Genomic DNA, 17017 nt, shown 5'->3' on the forward strand with positions numbered 1-17017 from the left:
GCGTCGCCCGGGGCGGAGGCGACCGCCGCGCAGGCCGGCGCAGGGGCCGGCGCGGGGGCGACCGCCGCTGAGGCGCGAGGGCGACCGCCACGGATCCCGGCGCGGGGGCAACCGACCCCAAGGCCGGCTCGCGGGCGACCGTCCCCGAGGCCGGGGTGGGGATAACCCCCCTGCGGAGAGGCCGACCCGCCGCATGGTTGGCGGGGTGGGGGCGGCGGCAGGGTGGAGGGGTATCGGGATGACGTGAAGGGCGGGACGGATCATGGGCAACGGCATGGACAGCAGCCGGGGGGCCGTAGCGGTGCTGCGGGCGCCCGTGGCGGCGCGGACCTGGCGGGAGTTCGGGTACCTGCTCCTCGGCCTGCCGCTGAGCGTCTTGTACTTCTCGCTGGCCGTCACCGGCGTGAGCCTGGGCGCCGGGCTGCTGGTGACGTTCATCGGCGTTCCGGTGCTGGCGGGGGTGCTCGCGATGTGCCGGGGATTCGGTCAGGTGGAGCGGGCCCGGGTACGGGGTCTGCTGGGGGTGCCGCTCGGCGATCCGGCGCCCGTCCGGGCGGCGAAGGCCGGGCCGCTGGCGGCCATGGGGGCCCTGCTGAAGAGCGGCAGCGCCTGGCGGCACCTGCTGTACTCGGTGATCCACTTCCCGTGGGCGGTGTTCGCGTTCTGCCTGGCGCTGACGCTCTGGGCGGCCGGGTGGGGCTACCTGCTGTACCCGCTGTGGTTCTGGGTGTTCCCCGTCTTCACCGACCAGCCGGGCCTCCAGCTGTTCCAGAACGACGAGTACGCCTTCTACCTGGACTCGCCGCTCGCCGTCGCCGTCGTCTGCCTGACCGGTCTCCTCCTCACCCTCGCCACGCCATGGGTCATCCGGGCGCTGACCACCGTCGACCGGGTCCTCGTCGCCGGACTGCTGGGTCCCTCGCGCCTGGACAGCCGCGTCAGCGAGCTGGAGTCCGACCGCGGGGTGGTCGTGGACACCGCCGCCGCCGACCTGCGCCGCATCGAACGCGATCTGCACGACGGGGCGCAGGCCCGGCTGGTGGCTCTGGCCATGGACCTGGGGCTGGCGAAGGAGAAGCTGGCCGAGGACCCGGAGGCCGCCGCGCGGATGGTCGACGAGGCGCACGGAGAGGTGAAGGTCGCCCTCCAGGAGCTGCGCGACCTGGCCCGCGGCATCCACCCGGCGGTCCTCACCGACCGGGGGCTGGACGCGGCGCTGTCGTCGGTGGCCTCGCGGTGCGCGGTACCGGTGAAGGTGGCGGTGGACCTGCCGGCCCGGCCGGCCGCCGCGATCGAGGGGATCGCGTACTTCACCGTCTGCGAGCTGCTGCAGAACGTCGGCAAGCACGCGCGGGCCCGTACGGCCGGCGTCGACGTGTGGAAGTCCGGGGAGCGCCTGCTGATCCAGGTCGCGGACGACGGGCGCGGCGGGGCGGGCGTGACCGCCGGCGGCGGGCTCGCGGGCCTGACGGAGCGGCTGGACGCCGTGGACGGGGTGCTGGTCGTGGATTCGGCCGCCGGCCACGGGACGACGGTGACCGCCGAGCTGCCCTGGCGGTCCTGAACCCCGCCCGGCGCGCGGCGCCGCCCCACGCGCCCCGGCGGTCCTGAGCCCGCGCCGATGAGCCCCGCACCGACGGACCCCCGCTCAGATGGACACCGCACCACGGCCCCGGCGCGCCGCGCCGCCGGGGCCCGTGCCGTTCCCGGAAACTCCCTCCGTACGCGCACCTGTTGACGCGGTCCGGCCGTGGCCGGGCCGCCGGGCTGGGATGCTTGGGCATGCCAGGGACCTCCCGGTGACGGGCGCGGGTCGCGGATGACGAGTGATGCGGGAGCTGCTGAAACGTGGACGACAGGGTGCGGGTGGTCATCGCCGAGGATTCAGTGCTGCTCCGTGAGGGCCTGACCCGGCTGCTGACCGACCGGGGGCATGACGTCGTGGCCGGCGTCGGGGACGCGGAAGCCCTGATCAAGACGGTGGCGGAGCTGGCGGCGGAGGACGCGCTGCCGGACGTGGTGGTGGCCGACGTGCGGATGCCGCCGACGCACACCGACGAGGGGGTGCGGGCGGCCGTGCGGCTGCGCCGCGAGTACCCGGGGATAGGCGTGCTGGTGCTGTCGCAGTACGTGGAGGAGCAGTACGCCACCGAACTGCTCGCCGGTTCCACCACCGGTGTGGGCTACCTGCTCAAGGACCGGGTGGCCGAGGTGCGGGAGTTCCTCGACGCGGTGGTGCGGGTGGCCCGGGGCGGTACGGCGCTGGATCCCGAGGTCGTGGCCCAGCTGCTGGGCCGCAGCCGGAAGCAGGACGTACTGGCCGGGCTGACCCCGCGCGAGCGCGAGGTACTGGGCCTGATGGCCGAGGGACGCACCAATTCCGCCGTGGCGAAACAGCTGGTGGTCAGCGACGGAGCGGTGGAGAAGCACGTCAGCAACATCTTCATGAAGCTCGGGCTGTCCCCGAGTGACGGGGATCACCGGCGTGTTCTGGCGGTCCTCACCTATCTGAAATCTTGATCGACTGACACCCTGTCAGGCAGAGCGCCGTAGTTCCGTCGGGCGGAGCGCCGTGGTGACGGAGCACGGGGGCGGTGGCGGCGGGTCGCACGTGTCGGCCTCCGCCGCCGCCCCCGGGGGTCAGGAATATCCGTGTAGAGCACGACGGCCGCTGGACGCACAGTCCAGCGCGACGTTCCACGATGTGGGAAACCCAGGGTTGGACATCCCCGCAGACGTAGGGTTGGCCTTGGGAACGAACGCCCAGCCTCGGAGGAGGTCCAGTTCAGTGACCAGCCAGGTCAGTAGCCCGGCCGAGCAGGCCGACGGGGCCGGAGGGGCCATCGGAGGGCAGCGCACCGAGCCCCATTCCGATGGATCCGGCAAGGAAATCCGCCGTGTCGACCGCGTGATCATCCGTTTCGCGGGTGACTCGGGTGACGGTATGCAGCTGACGGGTGACCGTTTCACTTCGGAGACGGCGTCCTTCGGCAACGACCTTTCGACCCTGCCGAACTTCCCGGCCGAGATCAGAGCGCCTGCCGGAACCCTGCCGGGCGTGTCCTCCTTCCAGCTGCATTTCGCCGATCACGACATCCTCACGCCCGGCGACGCGCCGAACGTGCTGGTCGCGATGAATCCGGCGGCGCTGAAGGCGAACATCGCCGACGTGCCCCGGGGCGCGGACATCATCGTCAACACGGACGAGTTCACCAAGCGCCCGATGGCGAAGGTCGGCTACGAGACCTCCCCGCTGGAGGACGGCTCGCTGGACGCCTACCACCTGCACCCGGTGCCGCTCACGACGCTGACGGTGGAGGCGCTGAAGGACTTCGGGCTGTCGCGGAAGGAGGCCGAGCGCAGCAAGAACATGTTCGCGCTGGGCCTGCTGTCGTGGATGTACCACCGGCCGACGCAGGGCACGGAGAGTTTCCTGCGGCAGAAGTTCGCCAAGAAGCCGGAGATCGCGGAGGCGAACATCGTCGCCTTCCGGGCGGGCTGGAACTTCGGTGAGACCACCGAGGACTTCGCGGTGTCCTACGAGGTCGCCCCGGCCGGCAGCGCGTTCCCGCCGGGCCACTACCGCAACATCTCCGGGAACCTGGCCCTCTCCTACGGGCTGATCGCCGCAGGTCAGCAGGCGGATCTGCCGCTGTACCTGGGCTCGTACCCGATCACCCCGGCCTCGGACATCCTGCACGAGCTGAGCAAGCACAAGAACTTCGGCGTGCGCACGTTCCAGGCGGAGGACGAGATCGCGGGGATCGGGGCGGCGCTGGGCGCGGCCTTCGGCGGCGCGCTGGCCGTGACCACGACCTCCGGTCCCGGGGTGGCGCTGAAGTCGGAGACGATCGGCCTGGCGGTCTCCCTGGAGCTGCCGCTGCTGATCGTCGACATCCAGCGCGGCGGTCCCTCGACGGGGCTGCCGACCAAGACCGAGCAGGCCGACCTGCTGCAGGCCATGTACGGGCGCAACGGCGAGGCTCCGGTCCCGATCGTCGCCCCCCGCACCCCGGCCGACTGTTTCGACGCGGCCCTGGACGCGGCCCGCATCGCCCTGACCTACCGGACCCCGGTGTTCCTGCTGTCCGACGGCTACCTCGCCAACGGCTCCGAACCCTGGAAGATCCCGGACGTCGCGGACCTCCCCGACCTCAAGGTCCAGTTCGCCACCGGCCCGAACCACACCCTGGCCGACGGGACGGAGGTGTTCTGGCCCTACAAGCGGGACCCGCAGACCCTCGCCCGGCCGTGGGCGGTGCCGGGCACGGCGGGGCTGGAGCACCGGATCGGCGGGATCGAGAAGCAGGACGGCACGGGCAACATCAGCTACGACCCGGCCAACCACGACCTCATGGTCCGCACCCGCCAGGCCAAGATCGACGGTGTCGACGTCCCCGACCTGGACGTCGACGACCCGGACGGCGCCCGCACCCTCGTCCTCGGCTGGGGCTCCACCTACGGGCCCATCACCGCCGCCGTCCGGCGCCTGCGCGCCGCCGGCACCCCCATCGCCCAGGCCCACCTGCGCCATCTGAACCCCTTCCCGAGGAATCTCGGGGAGGTCCTGAAGCGTTACGACAAGGTAGTGGTGCCCGAGATGAACCTCGGACAGCTGGCCACCCTGATCCGGGCGAAGTACCTGGTCGACGCCCAGTCGTACAACCAGGTCAACGGAATGCCCTTCAAGGCGGAGCAGCTCGCGACGGTTCTCAAGGAGGCCATCAATGACTGAGGTGACCGACGCCCCCCACCACCTGCTGTCCTTGGTCCCCAAGGCCGAGGGCAAGCAGTCGATGAAGGACTTCAAGTCGGACCAGGAGGTCCGCTGGTGCCCGGGCTGCGGTGACTACGCGGTCCTGGCCGCCGTTCAGGGCTTCATGCCCGAGCTCGGCCTCGCCAAGGAGAACATCGTCTTCGTCTCCGGCATCGGCTGCTCCTCCCGCTTCCCGTACTACATGAACACCTACGGGATGCACTCCATCCACGGCCGCGCCCCCGCCATCGCCACCGGGCTCGCCACCTCCCGCCGCGACCTGTCCGTCTGGGTGGTCACCGGGGACGGCGACGCCCTCTCCATCGGCGGGAACCACCTCATCCACGCGCTCCGCCGCAACGTCAACCTCAAGATCCTCCTCTTCAACAACAGGATCTACGGCCTCACCAAGGGCCAGTACTCGCCCACCTCGGAACTCGGCAAGATCACCAAGTCCACTCCGATGGGTTCGCTCGACGCCCCGTTCAACCCCGTTTCGCTCGCGCTCGGCGCCGAAGCCACCTTCGTGGCCCGCACCATCGACTCCGACCGCAAGCACCTCACCGAGGTCCTGCGCCAGGCCGCCGACCACCAGGGCACCGCACTCGTCGAGATCTACCAGAACTGCAACATCTTCAACGACGGTGCCTTCGACGCCCTCAAGGACAACGAGCAGGCCCAGGAAGCCCTGATCCGGCTGGAGCACGGCAAGCCCGTCCGCTTCGGCGCCGACGGCGGCAAGGGCGTCGTCCGCAACCCGGCCACCGGCGACCTCGACGTCATCACCGTCACCCCGGAGAACGAAGCCCGGGTACTGGTCCACGACGCCCGCGCCACGTCACCGACCACCGCCTTCGCCCTCTCGCGCCTCGCCGACCCGGACACCCTGCACCACACCCCGATCGGCGTGTTCCGCGACGCCCGGCGCCCCGTCTACGACACCCTCATGGCGGAGCAGCTCGACACCGCGATCGACCAGCGCGGCAAGGGCGACCTGGCCACCCTCCTCTCCGGCACCGACACCTGGACCGTCGTCGGCTAGACCGGCTCCAGAGCGCGCACGCGGCGCCCGGACCCCGTCACGGGGTCCGGGCGCCGTCGCGCGCGGTGCGCGCCGCGTCGTACGCCGTGCGGGCCTGCTGGACCTCGGCCGTGCGGTGTTCCGTCCAGCGGGCGAGGGCCCACACCTGTTCGGCGGCCTCCCGCCCGAGGGCGGTCAGCGAGTAGTCCACGTGCGGCGGGATCACCGGGCGGGCGTGGCGCAGGACGAAGCCGTCGCGCTCCAGGGTCTGGAGGGTCTGGGCGAGCATCTTCTCGCTGACGCCGCCGACCTCGCGGCGCAGTTCGCTGAAGCGGTAGGAGCGTTCGACGAGGGCGGCGAGGACCAGCACGCCCCAGCGGCTGGTGACGTGTTCCAGGATCCCGCGCGAGGGGCACAGGGGGGCTTTGACGCTGGCGGTCTTGCCGCCGACCGCTCCGGTACTTACTTCCATGCCAGTACCTTACTCTGAAGTGGGTACTTTCCTACAGTTAGCGCTCTCCGTAGGGTGGTGCCATTACCCCGAACATTCGCCCCGAAGAGGAGCGCATCATGAGCATCGTCGTCACCGGAGCCACCGGATCCCTGGGCCGCCTCGTCATCGAAGAGCTGCTGCGGCGCGAGGTTCCCGCCGGCCGGGTGGCCGCCGTCGTACGCGACGGACAGAAGGCCGCCGGGCTCGCCGCACTCGGCGTGGAGGTGCGGATCGCCGACTACGACGACCCGGCGAGCCTGGCCGGGGCCTTCCGCGCCGGGGACCGGGTCCTGCTGATCTCCGGCAGCGAGGTCGGACGCCGCGTCCCGCAGCACACCGCCGTGGTCAAGGCCGCCGAGGCGGCCGGGGTCGCCCAGCTGGCGTACACCGGGATCCTCGGCGGGCCCGAGGCCGACTTCGAGCTGGCGGCCGAGCACAAGGCCACCGAGCAGGCGATCCTCGACTCCGGACTGCCGTACACCTTCCTGCGCAACGGCTGGTACCACGAGAACTACACCGCCCAGCTGCCGTCCGTCCTGGCGCACGGCGCGGTCGTCGGCAGCGCGGGCGAGGGCCGCATCGCCTCGGCGGCGCGCGCGGACTACGCGGCGGCCGCGGCGGCCGTACTGACCGGCGAGGGGCACCTGAACCAGGTCTACGAGCTGTCCGGGGACACCGCCTGGAGCCTGGCCGAATACGCCGCCGAGGTGGCGCGGCAGTCCGGCAAGGACGTCACCTACGCCTCGGTGGCCGCCGGCGCCCACCAGGAGGTCCTGACCGGCGCCGGAGTGCCCGAGGGCTTCGCGGCCGTCCTCGTGGACGTCGACGCCGCGATCGGGCGCGGCCGGCTGGCCGGCACCAGCGGGGACCTGGCGCGGCTGATCGGCCGGCCGACGACCCCGGTGGCCGAGGCCATCAGCGCGGCCCTGGCCTGACCGGCCCGCCGGGCCGCCGCGGCGCCCGGGCGGCCGGGGCCGTCTCACCAGGCGGGATGTCATGAGTATCTCGCTTATACGGGCATGACATCCGCCCCGGACGGCGATACCGTCGAAGGGTTGTGAGATTGGCCGGAAGTAGCACTGGAGGGCCCGTGAAGGCGGAGAACGAGCAGCGCACGGGTTTGCTCTACGGATTCGGCGCATATGGGCTGTGGGGGCTCGTGCCCCTTTTCTGGCCACTGCTCAAGCCCTCGGGGGCCGTCGAGATCCTCGCCCACCGCATGGTCTGGTCGCTGGCCGTCGTCGGCGTCGCCCTCCTCGCGCTGCGCCGCTGGAGCTGGATACGCGAACTGCTGCGCCGGCCGCGCAAGCTGGGGCTGACGGCACTGGCCGCCTCCGTGATCAGCGTGAACTGGGGCCTGTACATCTGGGCGGTCAACAACGGCCAGGTGGTCGAGGCCAGCCTCGGCTACTTCATCAACCCCCTGGTCACCATCGCGATCGGCGTCCTGGTACTCGGGGAGCGGCTGCGCCGGGCGCAGTGGGCGGCCGTCGGCATCGGCTTCGCCGCGGTGCTGGTGCTCGCGGTCGGGTACGGGCGTCCGCCGTGGATCTCCCTCGTCCTGGCCTTCTCCTTCGCCGCGTACGGGCTGATCAAGAAGAAGCTCGACATGGGCGGCCTGGAGTCACTGACCGCGGAGACGGCGCTGCTGTTCCCGCCGGCCCTCGCCTACCTGCTGTGGCTGGGCTTCGAGGGACGCTCGACCTTCGCCACGGAAGGGCTCGGGCATTCCCTGCTGCTGGCCGCGACCGGCCTGGTCACCGCGATCCCGCTGATCTTCTTCGGGATGGCCGCGGTGCGGGTCCCGCTGTCCACGCTGGGGCTGCTCCAGTACATGGCCCCGGTGTTCCAGTTCGGGCTGGGGGTCCTGTACTTCCACGAGGCGATGCCCCCCGAGCGCTGGGCCGGCTTCTCCCTGGTCTGGGCCGCCCTCGCGATCCTGACCTGGGAGGCCCTGCGGACCTCGCGGCGCTCGCGGGCCCGGCTCGCGGCGGCCGCGGCGACGGCGCTGGGGACGACCCCCCAGGACATCCCCGGCGCGGCCCTCGCCGAAGGCCCCGCGGGCCCGTCCGCGGCAGCCCGCGAACCGGCGTAACACCGCCCCCTCCACGCACCCGATCCCCGGTACGGACCATCCGTACCGGGGATCGTCCGTTTTCCGAACCACCCTGACCGGATTGTGGTCTTGACGGATTGTCATGCTCTCGCTGAACATCAGGCTCGCACTGACGCACGACGCACTGACGCACTACAGCTCACCTGCTCTATCCCCGCACGTTCCGTCTCATCCCCATACGGAATCCCGGAGCCCCCACATGAGCCTGTCCGTCTCCCGGCGCCTCGCTGCCGTGACCGCGATCGCGGTCACCGGTCTGCTCGGCGCCACCGCCCCCGCCGCGCTCGCCGCGCCCACGGCTGTCACCGCGGCTCCCACGCCGCCCGACATCCCGCTGGCCAACGTCAAGGCGCACCTGACGCAGCTGTCGACGATCGCCGCCAACAACGGCGGCAACCGCGCGCACGGCCGGGCCGGGTACAAGGCCTCGATCGACTACGTGAAGGCCAAGCTGGACGCGGCCGGGTTCACCACCACGCTCCAGACCTTCACCTCCAGCGGCGCCACCGGCTACAACCTGATCGCCGACTGGCCGGGCGGCGACCCCAACTCGGTGCTGATGTCCGGAGCGCACCTGGACTCCGTGACCTCGGGCGCGGGCATCAACGACAACGGCTCGGGCAGCGCGGCGGTCCTGGAGACCGCCCTCGCCGTCTCGCGCGCCGGGCTCCAGCCCACGAAGCACCTGCGCTTCGGCTGGTGGGGCGCAGAGGAGCTGGGTCTGGTCGGCTCGAAGTACTACGTCAACAACCTGCCGGCCGCCGAGCGGGCCAAGTTCTCCGGGTACCTGAACTTCGACATGATCGGCTCGCCGAACCCGGGCTACTTCGTCTACGACGACGACCCGACGATCGAGCAGACCTTCAAGAACTACTACGCGGGCCTCGGCGTGCCCACGGAGATCGAGACCGAGGGCGACGGGCGCTCGGACCACGCGTCCTTCAAGAACGTGGGCATTCCCGTCGGCGGCCTGTTCACCGGCGCCAGCAACAGCAAGACGTCGGCGCAGGCGCAGAAGTGGGGCGGCACCGCCGGTCAGTCCTTCGACCGCTGCTACCACTCCTCCTGCGACAACACCGCGAACATCAACGACACGGCGCTGGACCGCAACGCGGACGCCATCGCCTACGCGGTGTGGACCCTCGGGGCGGCCACGCCGGTCCCGCCGGGCCCGTCCTTCGAGAACACCGCGGACGTGAACATCCCGGACTCCCCCGCCGCCGGGGTGAACTCGCCGATCACGGTGTCCGGGGTCGCGGGCAACGCGCCCGCCACCACCAAGGTCGACGTGAACATCGTCCACACCTACCGCGGTGACCTCCAGATCGACCTGATCGCCCCCGACGGGACGGCGTACCGGCTGAAGAACTCCAGCTCGGACTCCGCCGACAACGTCATCGCCTCGTACACGGTGAACGCGTCGAGCGAGGTGGCCAACGGCGTCTGGAAGCTCCAGGTCAAGGACGTGGCGGCGCAGGACGTCGGCTACATCAACAGCTGGAAGATCACCTTCTAGTGAAGGATCCGTCGCCGCTCCGCAGTACGGGGCGGCGACGGTCCCGTACGTCGCGGCGCCGGTACCGGACGTCGGGACGCCGGCCCCGTACGTCGGGACGCCGGCCCTACGCGTCCTCCGTGCGCGACCGCAGCGAGGCGGGCAGCGGCTCCTGCATCCGGGCCCGCAGCTCCTGAGCGACCGCCCCGATGTCCGCCCGGCCCAGCTTCGCGGCCTCCACGAGGTCGCCGAGTTCCTCCGGGGAGGGCAGCTGCTTGGCCCCGGCCACCCGCAGGTACGAGCGGGTGGCCGCGGCCGCGTAGAACTCGTTCATCGGGGATTCGAGCGCCGGGCAGACGGCCAGCGTGTGCAGGAACGCGGCCGCCCGCCACGCGGTGTCGGGGGCGGGCTGCTCGGGCACCAGCACCAGGTCGTTCTGGTGCCGGGCGACGGCGGCGGCCACACCGGAGGGATCCCACACGGCGGGATCCGACGGCAGATGGTGGGCGAGGGCGGTCCAGGCCCACTCCATGGTGATCTTCAATTGCCGAACCGCTCCTGGAAGTAGCCCCAGTGGTCCGCGAACTCCTCGATGCCGGAGAGGAAGGTCTTCCGGTCCTCGTCGAGTTCGCGCTCCGTGACCTCGGTGATCAGCGCGGTGACCGTCGTGCCCAGCGCCGCCGCGCGCGCCTTGAGGCGCTCGTGGAACTCTTCGTCCAGGCGAATGGTGACGTGTCTCGACATGGCCATCACGGTACAGCGGCCGTGCTGTACGCAGGAGGGGAACGGCAGAAGGGTGGCCCGGGACACAGGTCCCGGGCCACCCTTCGCGTCGATGTGCCTACTTGGCGGAGTCGGCCGCCTTGACCAGCGCGTCCTTGGTGACGGCGCCGACGTAGACCTTGCCGTCGTCCGTGATCAGGGCGTTGACCAGGCGGGTCGACAGGACGCGGCCCTCGCCGAACTTCCCGGAGACCTTGTCCCCGAGGGAGTTCAGGAACTGCTGCGCCTCCTTGGGGGCGTTCTTGTCCTTCTCCAGCTCCTTGAGGCCCTTGCCGGCGCCGGTGTCGATGCGGGCGACCGTGGCCCAGCCCTCGCCGAGGACCTTCACCTCGCCGTTGCCGGGGCCGCCGGTCAGCGCGTCGAGACCCGGGAAGGACTCCAGTGCCTTCAGCTCCTTGCCGTGCTCCTTGCCCTTGTCCTCCAGGCCCTCGGTCACCTTGGCGCCCTTCGGCACGGTGAACTTGAAGGTGTCGGCGGCCGGCTTGGCGAAGTCGACCTGGGTGAAGCCCGCGTCGACGATGGGCTTGCCGCCCTGGCTGGACAGCAGCTGCACGCGCAGCGGCACGCCGTTCTTGGCGTCCACCGCGATCTGCACCGAGCCGACCGTGGAGCCGCTCTGCTTGGGCTTGAGGACCAGCTGGTAGGCGTCCCGGCCGGCCACCTGCGCGGTGTCGCCCACGCTGATGTCCGTGGTCGGGCCGGCGGCCTTCAGGATCTCCTGGGCCAGCTGCTGCGGGGAGGAGCCCCCGAGCCGGTCGGCCGTCTTGTGCTCGCCCTTGCCGGAGCGGCCCGCCTCGGGGTTCTTCTCGTGGAAGACCTCGTTGGACTTCGAGTCGTAGCCCCACACGTCGTCGCCGTTGTGGACGAGGCTGTACTCGTCCTTGCCGTCGAGGAAGGTGAGCTTCTGGCGGTCCGGGCCGTCGGCCGCGACGCGGAAGGTGTGCGAGCCGTTCGCCAGCTGCGCGACCTTGTCCTCCGGGTTCGCGGAGCCGCCGGTCACCCCGCCGCCGCCCAGCAGGCCGGAGGCGATCTTCGGCAGGCCGAGGTCGGTGGTCAGCCGCGCGGTGCCGGAGAGCTGTTCGACGTCGGACGCGGCCACCTTCTCGATGAGCTGCTGTGCCGTGACCTTCGGGAGGTCGGGTCCGCCGGCGTTGGCGAAGGCGGGGACCATCGCGACGGTCGCCGCCGCGATGCCCACCACCGCGACCGGTACGGCGTACCGCGCGGCCTTCCGAGAGGTCTTCGTGTTCGCTGCCATGTCAGTGCCCTGCCCTCTGTGTCTACGGCGGCGACCCCCGTGTCGCCGCACTCACCCGATCCGGTGGGGTTGATGACTCCATCTGACCAAATCGGGGCGCGGACCGCGTCAGCCCCCGGAGCCAACTCCGCGTACGACCGTGGGATGACACGGAAAGGGCCCCTCTCCCCCGACCCGTAGGGGTCGTGCGGGAGGAAGGGCCCGTTCCGGTGGCGTGGGGCGCGGGCGCCCGCGGGGCGCGGCGCCTTGCGGCCCGGGGAGGTCAGCCGGCGCGGTGGACCACCGCGTCGCACAGTTCCTCCAGCGCGGACTTCGCGAAGCACTCCGGCAGCGGGGCCAGCGTGGCGCGCGCGTCCTCCGCGTACCGGATGGTGTCGCGGCGGGCCTGCTCCAGCGCGGGGTGCACCCGCAGGCGGGCGAGGACCTCGGCGTGCCGGGCGTCGTCCGTGAGGTCGCCGTCGAGGAGCCGTACGAGCTCCAGGTCCTCGGGGCGGCCGTCGCGCTCCGCCGTCTCCCGCAGCCGCAGTACGGGCAGCGTCGGGATGCCCTCGCGCAGGTCGGTGCCCGGGGTCTTGCCGGACTCGTGCGAGTCGGAGGCGATGTCGAGGACGTCGTCGGCGAGCTGGAAGGCGGTGCCGAGCCGCTCGCCGTACTGGGTCAGGATGTCGACGACCGACTCGTCGGCGCCGGCCATCAGCGCGCCGAACCGGCCGGAGACCGCGATCAGCGAGCCGGTCTTGCCGGCGATGACGTCGAGGTAGTGCGCGACCGGGTCGCGGCCGTCGCGCGGACCGGCCGTCTCCAGGATCTGACCGGTGACCAGCCGCTCGAAGGCCTCGGCCTGGATGCGGACGGCCTCCGGCCCGAGGTCGGCCAGGATGTGCGAGGCGCGGGCGAAGAGGAAGTCACCCGTCAGGACGGCGACGGAGTTGCCCCAGCGGGTGTTGGCGCTCTCCACCCCGCGGCGCACGTCCGCCTCGTCCATGACGTCGTCGTGGTAGAGCGTGGCCAGGTGCGTGAGCTCCACGACCACCGCGGACGGCACGATGCCGGGAGCGTACGGGTCCCCGAAGCGGGAGGCGAGCATCACCAGCAGCGGGCGGAAGCGCTTGCCTCCGGCTCTCACCAGGTGCTGTGCGGCCTCGGTGATGAAGGGGACTTCGCTCTTGGTGGCCTCCAGCAGACCCGCCTCGACGGCGGCCAGTCCGGCCTGGACATCGGTCTCAAGAGCCTGGTCCCGCACGCTCAGTCCGAACGGCCCGACGACGGTCACGAGGGGTACTCCTGTCTGCTGACGATCACCTTGACGATCACATGGATTGTCGATGTGTCGCTGCCATCACTCAAGCCAGCGTATCCGGTCCGTTTTCGATCACCCAGAGCGCCTGTCCGGCCGCCACGCGCGCAGCGCCCGATCCACACCGGTATGTTCTGAGGAAACCGAAACAACCGGAGAATACGTTTTGTCCAGAACTGTGACCGACCGAGACGAGCCGGACGATCCGGAGGCGGACCAGCCGCCACCCGGCGACGACCACGCCTTCCTCGGGCACCCGAGGGGCCTGGCCACCCTGTCCGGGCTGGAAGTCTGGGAGCGGTTCTCCTTCCTCGGCATGCAGGCCATCCTCGTCCTCTACTTCGCGGATTCGGTGGCGAACGGCGGCATGGGGATGGACCCCGGCACCGCCGCCTCCGTCTCGGCGGCGTACGGAACCATGGTCTACCTCGTCTCCGTGGCCGGCGGATGGCTCGCCGACCGGATCCTCGGTTCCTACCGCGCCGTCCTCTTCGGCGGCATCCTGATCGCCTGCGGCCACTACGCCATGGCCGTGCCCACCGCCGTGATGACCTGGGTGGGACTGGGCCTGATCAGCGCGGGCACCGGCCTGCTCAAGCCCAACGTGGCCAGCATGGTGGGCAAGCTGTACCGCACGGCCGACGAGCGGCGCGACGCCGGATTCGCCCTCTATTACATGGCCATCAACATCGGCGCCTTCGCCGGACCGCTGGTCACCGCCTGGCTCGGCGAACGCCAGGGCTGGCACTGGGGCTTCTCCGCCGCCGCCATCGGCATGACCGCCGGGCTCGTCCAGTACGTCCTCGGACGCCGCCATCTGGCCGGACGCAAGCACTCGGCCGAGTACGCCCTCGCGCCCGACGCGATGCGCGCCGCCGTGTGGAAGATCACCGGCGGGTGTGTCGCGTTCGCCGCGATCGCCACCCTCCTGGCCGCTATCGGCTGGTTGACGATGGACCGTTTCGTCGACCTGCTGACCCTCGTCTCGGTGATCGCGCCGGTCGTCTACTTCGCCGTCATGTTCCGCAGTCCGCGCGTCACGGCCGAGGAACGCGGACGGCTGCGCCCGTACGTGGTGCTCTTCCTGGCCTCGGTCGCCTTCAACTTCATCCTCTTCCAGGCCTACTCGACGATGATGCTGCTGGCCTCGACGAACGCCCGCACCACCATCCTCGGCTTCGACTTCCCGGCCGGCTGGTACGCGTCCGCGCTCGGCGCCTTCGAGGTCCTGCTGGCCCCGGTGGTGGCCGCCCTGTGGGCCCGCATGGGCCACCGCCAGCCACACGCCTCCAACAAGATCGCCATCGGGGTGATCCTGGGCGGCCTGTCGTTCCTGCTGATGGTCATCCCCACCTCGGGCCACGCCGACGAGACGTACAAGATGGCCGCCTGGTGGATCGTCGGCTCGTACCTGCTGCTGGGGCTCGGCGACGTCCTGCTGGAGACCTCCGGGATGTCGGCCACCACCAAGCTCGCCCCCAGGGCGTACGCGAGCCAGACGATGGCCCTGTGGTTCCTCTCCCTGGCCCTCGCCAACGGCATCCAGGCCCAGGTCGTCAAGCTCTACGACCAGGTCTCCCACCCCGTCTACTTCGGCGTCAACGGCGCCGTCGCGGTCGCGGCGGGCCTCGTCGTGGTCGCACTGGCGCCCTGGCTGCGCCGCACGATGCACCCCGTCCACTGAGAAAGGGTGGCCGACCACCGATGATCATCCGTACCGCGTTCCCGTACGCGACCACCCAGGAGGACGTCCGGATCCCGCTGCCGGACGGCGTGGAGCTGTACGCGCGGATCTGGCGCCCGGTGACGGACGAGCCCGTCCCCGCCCTGCTGGAGTACCTGCCGTACCGGCTCACGGACTGGACCGCGCCCCGCGACCGCCAGCGCCACCCCTGGTACGCGGGGCACGGCTACGCCTCGGTCCGGGTGGACGTGCGCGGCCACGGCTGCAGCGGCGGGCACCCGGGCGACGAGTACGACGCGCGGGAACTGGCCGACGGGGTCGCGGTGGTGGAATGGCTGGCCGCGCAGCCGTGGTGCACGGGCGCGGTGGGCATGTTCGGGATCTCCTGGGGCGGCTTCAACAGCCTCCAGATCGCGGCGCTCGCCCCGCCGGCCCTGAAGGCGGTGGTCACCGTCTGCTCGACCGACGACCGGTACGACAACGACGTCCACTACATGGGCGGCTCCGTCCTGGCCGTGGACATGCACGCCTGGTCGGCGACCATGCTGGCCTTCGCCTCGCGGCCACCGGACCCGCTCTACGCGGGGGACGGCTGGCGCGAGCAGTGGCTGGACCGGCTGGAGGCCGTGGAGCCCCTCGTCCACACCTGGCTGTCCCACCAGACCCGCGACGACTACTGGCGCCACGGCAGCGTCTGCGAGGACTACGGGGCCGTCAGGGCGGCGGTGCTGGCCGTCGGCGGCTGGCACGACCCGTACCGGGACACGGTGCTGCGGCTCGTCGAACACCTCCCGGCGGGGCGGGTCCGGGGCCTGATCGGGCCCTGGTCCCACCAGTACCCGGACCGCGGGCTGCCGCCGGGCCCGGCGATCGGCTTCCTCCAGGAAACCCTGCGCTGGTGGGACCACTGGCTGCGGGGCGAGGACAACGGGGTCATGGAGGAGCCCTTGCTGCGCGCCTGGATCAGCGGCTCCCACCCGCCGGCGACCGTGTACGAGCGGCTGCCGGGCCGCTGGGCCGGCGAGCGGGCCTGGCCGTCGCCGTCCGTCGTACCCGTCTCGTACGGGCTCCAGGGCCCGCCGGTGGTGGTCGCCTCGCCGCAGCACACCGGGCTCGACGCGGGCCGCTTCTTCCCCTTCGGCAACGACGCCGACCTGCCGCCGGACCAGCGCGAGGAGGACGCCAAGTCGGCCTGCTTCGAGTTCCCCGTCGGGTCCGGCGAGCCCGTGGAGATCCTCGGCCGGCCGAAGGTGACGCTGCGGCTGCGCATGGACGTCCCGTACGGGCAGGCCGTGGCGCGGCTGTGCGACGTGGCCCCCGACGGGTCCTCGACGCTGGTCACCCGGGGCGTGCTGAACCTGTCGGCGCGCCGGGGCAGGGACCGGGCCGTGCCGTGGCCCGCGGGCGCGGCCGAGGAGGTCACCTTCGAGCTGAACGGCATCGGCCATTCCTTCCCGCCGGGCCACCGGATCCGGCTGGCGGTGTCCTCCGCGTACTGGCCGTGGATCTGGCCCCGGGCCGGCTCGGAGGCCGGCTGGACCCTCGACCCGGAGGGCAGCACCCTGGAGCTCCCGGTGCGGTCGGCTTCCGCCCGGGCGGAGGACATCGTCTTCGAGGCCCCGGAGCAGGCCGAGCCGCTGGGCGTGGTCCACCCGGACACCCTGGAGGAACCGCGCCCGGAACGGCTGGTCGTACGGGACGTGGCGCGCGGGACCTGGCGGCTGGAGGTGGACCCCCGGTACGGGGGCACGCGGGTGTACCCGGACGGGCTGGAGTTCAGCGAGGACGCGCTGGAGGTGTACGAGATCCAGGAGGCCGACCCGCTGTCGGCCCGCACCCGTTCCGACTGGCGGATCCGGCTCCACCGGCCGGAACTGGGCTGGGACGCGCGGGTCGAGTCCCGGTCGGAGATCTCGTGCGACGAGGGCGGCTTCCTGACGTCGAACGAGGTGGTGTGCCGGGAGGGCGACGAGGTCGTCTTCCACCGCACCTGGGAACGCCGGCTCCCGCGCGCGGCGGGCTAGGGCCTGTCGTCAAACTCCCGTCGTCGCCCGGAGGGCGGCCCTGCGGCGTCTGGTGCGTGCTCTCGGTGCGCCGGGCGGAAGCCCGCGTAC

General features: G+C 71.5%; 14 protein-coding genes. 9 read left to right on the forward strand and 5 right to left on the reverse strand.

Annotated features, from left to right (window positions below; all coding sequences use genetic code 11):
* The first annotated feature begins 274 nt into the window (after nt 1-274).
* The 4 genes from ABZZ17_RS02565 to ABZZ17_RS02580 all read left to right on the forward strand — a co-directional run bounded on the left by ABZZ17_RS02565 (nt 275) and on the right by ABZZ17_RS02580 (nt 5798).
* Complete coding sequence (locus tag ABZZ17_RS02565) at nt 275-1564, forward strand: sensor domain-containing protein (RefSeq protein ID WP_356871098.1); 1290 nt, start codon at nt 275-277, stop codon at nt 1562-1564.
* 296 nt (nt 1565-1860) lie between these two features.
* Nucleotides 1861-2520, forward strand: coding sequence for a response regulator transcription factor (locus ABZZ17_RS02570; RefSeq protein WP_281210401.1), 660 nt, complete (start codon nt 1861-1863; stop codon nt 2518-2520).
* 268 nt (nt 2521-2788) lie between these two features.
* On the forward strand, nt 2789-4735 hold the full coding sequence (locus ABZZ17_RS02575; protein WP_356871100.1) for a 2-oxoacid:acceptor oxidoreductase subunit alpha: 1947 nt from the start codon (nt 2789-2791) through the stop codon (nt 4733-4735).
* Nucleotide 4736: 1 nt separating this feature from the next.
* On the forward strand, nt 4737-5798 hold the full coding sequence (locus ABZZ17_RS02580; RefSeq protein ID WP_356871165.1) for a 2-oxoacid:ferredoxin oxidoreductase subunit beta: 1062 nt from the start codon (nt 4737-4739) through the stop codon (nt 5796-5798).
* A gap of 37 nt (nt 5799-5835) precedes the next feature.
* Here ABZZ17_RS02580 and ABZZ17_RS02585 read toward each other — a convergent pair whose 3' ends face one another.
* Nucleotides 5836-6249 carry a helix-turn-helix domain-containing protein gene (locus ABZZ17_RS02585; protein WP_356871102.1) on the reverse strand — a complete coding sequence of 138 codons (414 nt, stop codon included), beginning with the start codon at nt 6247-6249 and terminating at the stop codon, nt 5836-5838.
* Nucleotides 6250-6347: 98 nt separating this feature from the next.
* On the opposite strand from ABZZ17_RS02585, the gene ABZZ17_RS02590 reads away from it, so the two are divergent.
* From ABZZ17_RS02590 to ABZZ17_RS02600, 3 genes are all read left to right on the forward strand, one after another.
* The gene (locus tag ABZZ17_RS02590; protein WP_356871104.1) at nt 6348-7205 is read left to right on the forward strand and encodes an SDR family oxidoreductase; all 858 of its coding nucleotides are present in this window, start codon (nt 6348-6350) and stop codon (nt 7203-7205) included.
* A 155-nt stretch (nt 7206-7360) separates the two neighbouring features.
* A complete protein-coding gene (rarD, locus tag ABZZ17_RS02595) occupies nt 7361-8365 on the forward strand; it encodes an EamA family transporter RarD (RefSeq protein WP_356871106.1) in 1005 nt (334 codons plus the stop codon).
* A gap of 220 nt (nt 8366-8585) precedes the next feature.
* Nucleotides 8586-9902 carry a M28 family metallopeptidase gene (locus ABZZ17_RS02600; protein ID WP_356871108.1) on the forward strand — a complete coding sequence of 439 codons (1317 nt, stop codon included), beginning with the start codon at nt 8586-8588 and terminating at the stop codon, nt 9900-9902.
* 106 nt (nt 9903-10008) lie between these two features.
* On the opposite strand, the gene ABZZ17_RS02605 is transcribed toward ABZZ17_RS02600, so the two are convergent.
* The 4 genes from ABZZ17_RS02605 to ABZZ17_RS02620 all read right to left on the reverse strand — a co-directional run bounded on the left by ABZZ17_RS02605 (nt 10009) and on the right by ABZZ17_RS02620 (nt 13195).
* Nucleotides 10009-10425, reverse strand: coding sequence for a hypothetical protein (locus tag ABZZ17_RS02605; protein WP_356871110.1), 417 nt, complete (start codon nt 10423-10425; stop codon nt 10009-10011).
* Nucleotides 10422-10625, reverse strand: a complete 204-nt coding sequence (locus ABZZ17_RS02610; protein ID WP_234333790.1) for a hypothetical protein — start codon at nt 10623-10625, stop codon at nt 10422-10424. The genes ABZZ17_RS02605 and ABZZ17_RS02610 overlap by 4 nt, the downstream gene beginning before the upstream one ends.
* A gap of 97 nt (nt 10626-10722) precedes the next feature.
* Nucleotides 10723-11922 (reverse strand): sigma-E factor regulatory protein RseB domain-containing protein, encoded by a 1200-nt coding sequence (locus tag ABZZ17_RS02615; protein WP_356871112.1) that lies wholly within the window; start codon nt 11920-11922, stop codon nt 10723-10725.
* 262 nt (nt 11923-12184) lie between these two features.
* A complete protein-coding gene (locus tag ABZZ17_RS02620; protein ID WP_356871114.1) occupies nt 12185-13195 on the reverse strand; it encodes a polyprenyl synthetase family protein in 1011 nt (336 codons plus the stop codon).
* Between the two features lie 202 nt (nt 13196-13397).
* Here ABZZ17_RS02620 and ABZZ17_RS02625 point away from each other — a divergent pair, with 202 nt between their 5' ends.
* Both ABZZ17_RS02625 and ABZZ17_RS02630 read left to right on the forward strand, forming a co-directional pair.
* A complete protein-coding gene (locus ABZZ17_RS02625; RefSeq protein WP_356871116.1) occupies nt 13398-14903 on the forward strand; it encodes a peptide MFS transporter in 1506 nt (501 codons plus the stop codon).
* A gap of 20 nt (nt 14904-14923) precedes the next feature.
* Nucleotides 14924-16927 (forward strand): CocE/NonD family hydrolase, encoded by a 2004-nt coding sequence (locus ABZZ17_RS02630; protein ID WP_356871118.1) that lies wholly within the window; start codon nt 14924-14926, stop codon nt 16925-16927.
* Nucleotides 16928-17017 lie beyond the last annotated feature (90 nt).

It is taken from the genome of Streptomyces sp. NPDC006512, assembly GCF_040611935.1.
Taxonomy (GTDB): Bacteria; Actinomycetota; Actinomycetes; order Streptomycetales; family Streptomycetaceae; genus Streptomyces.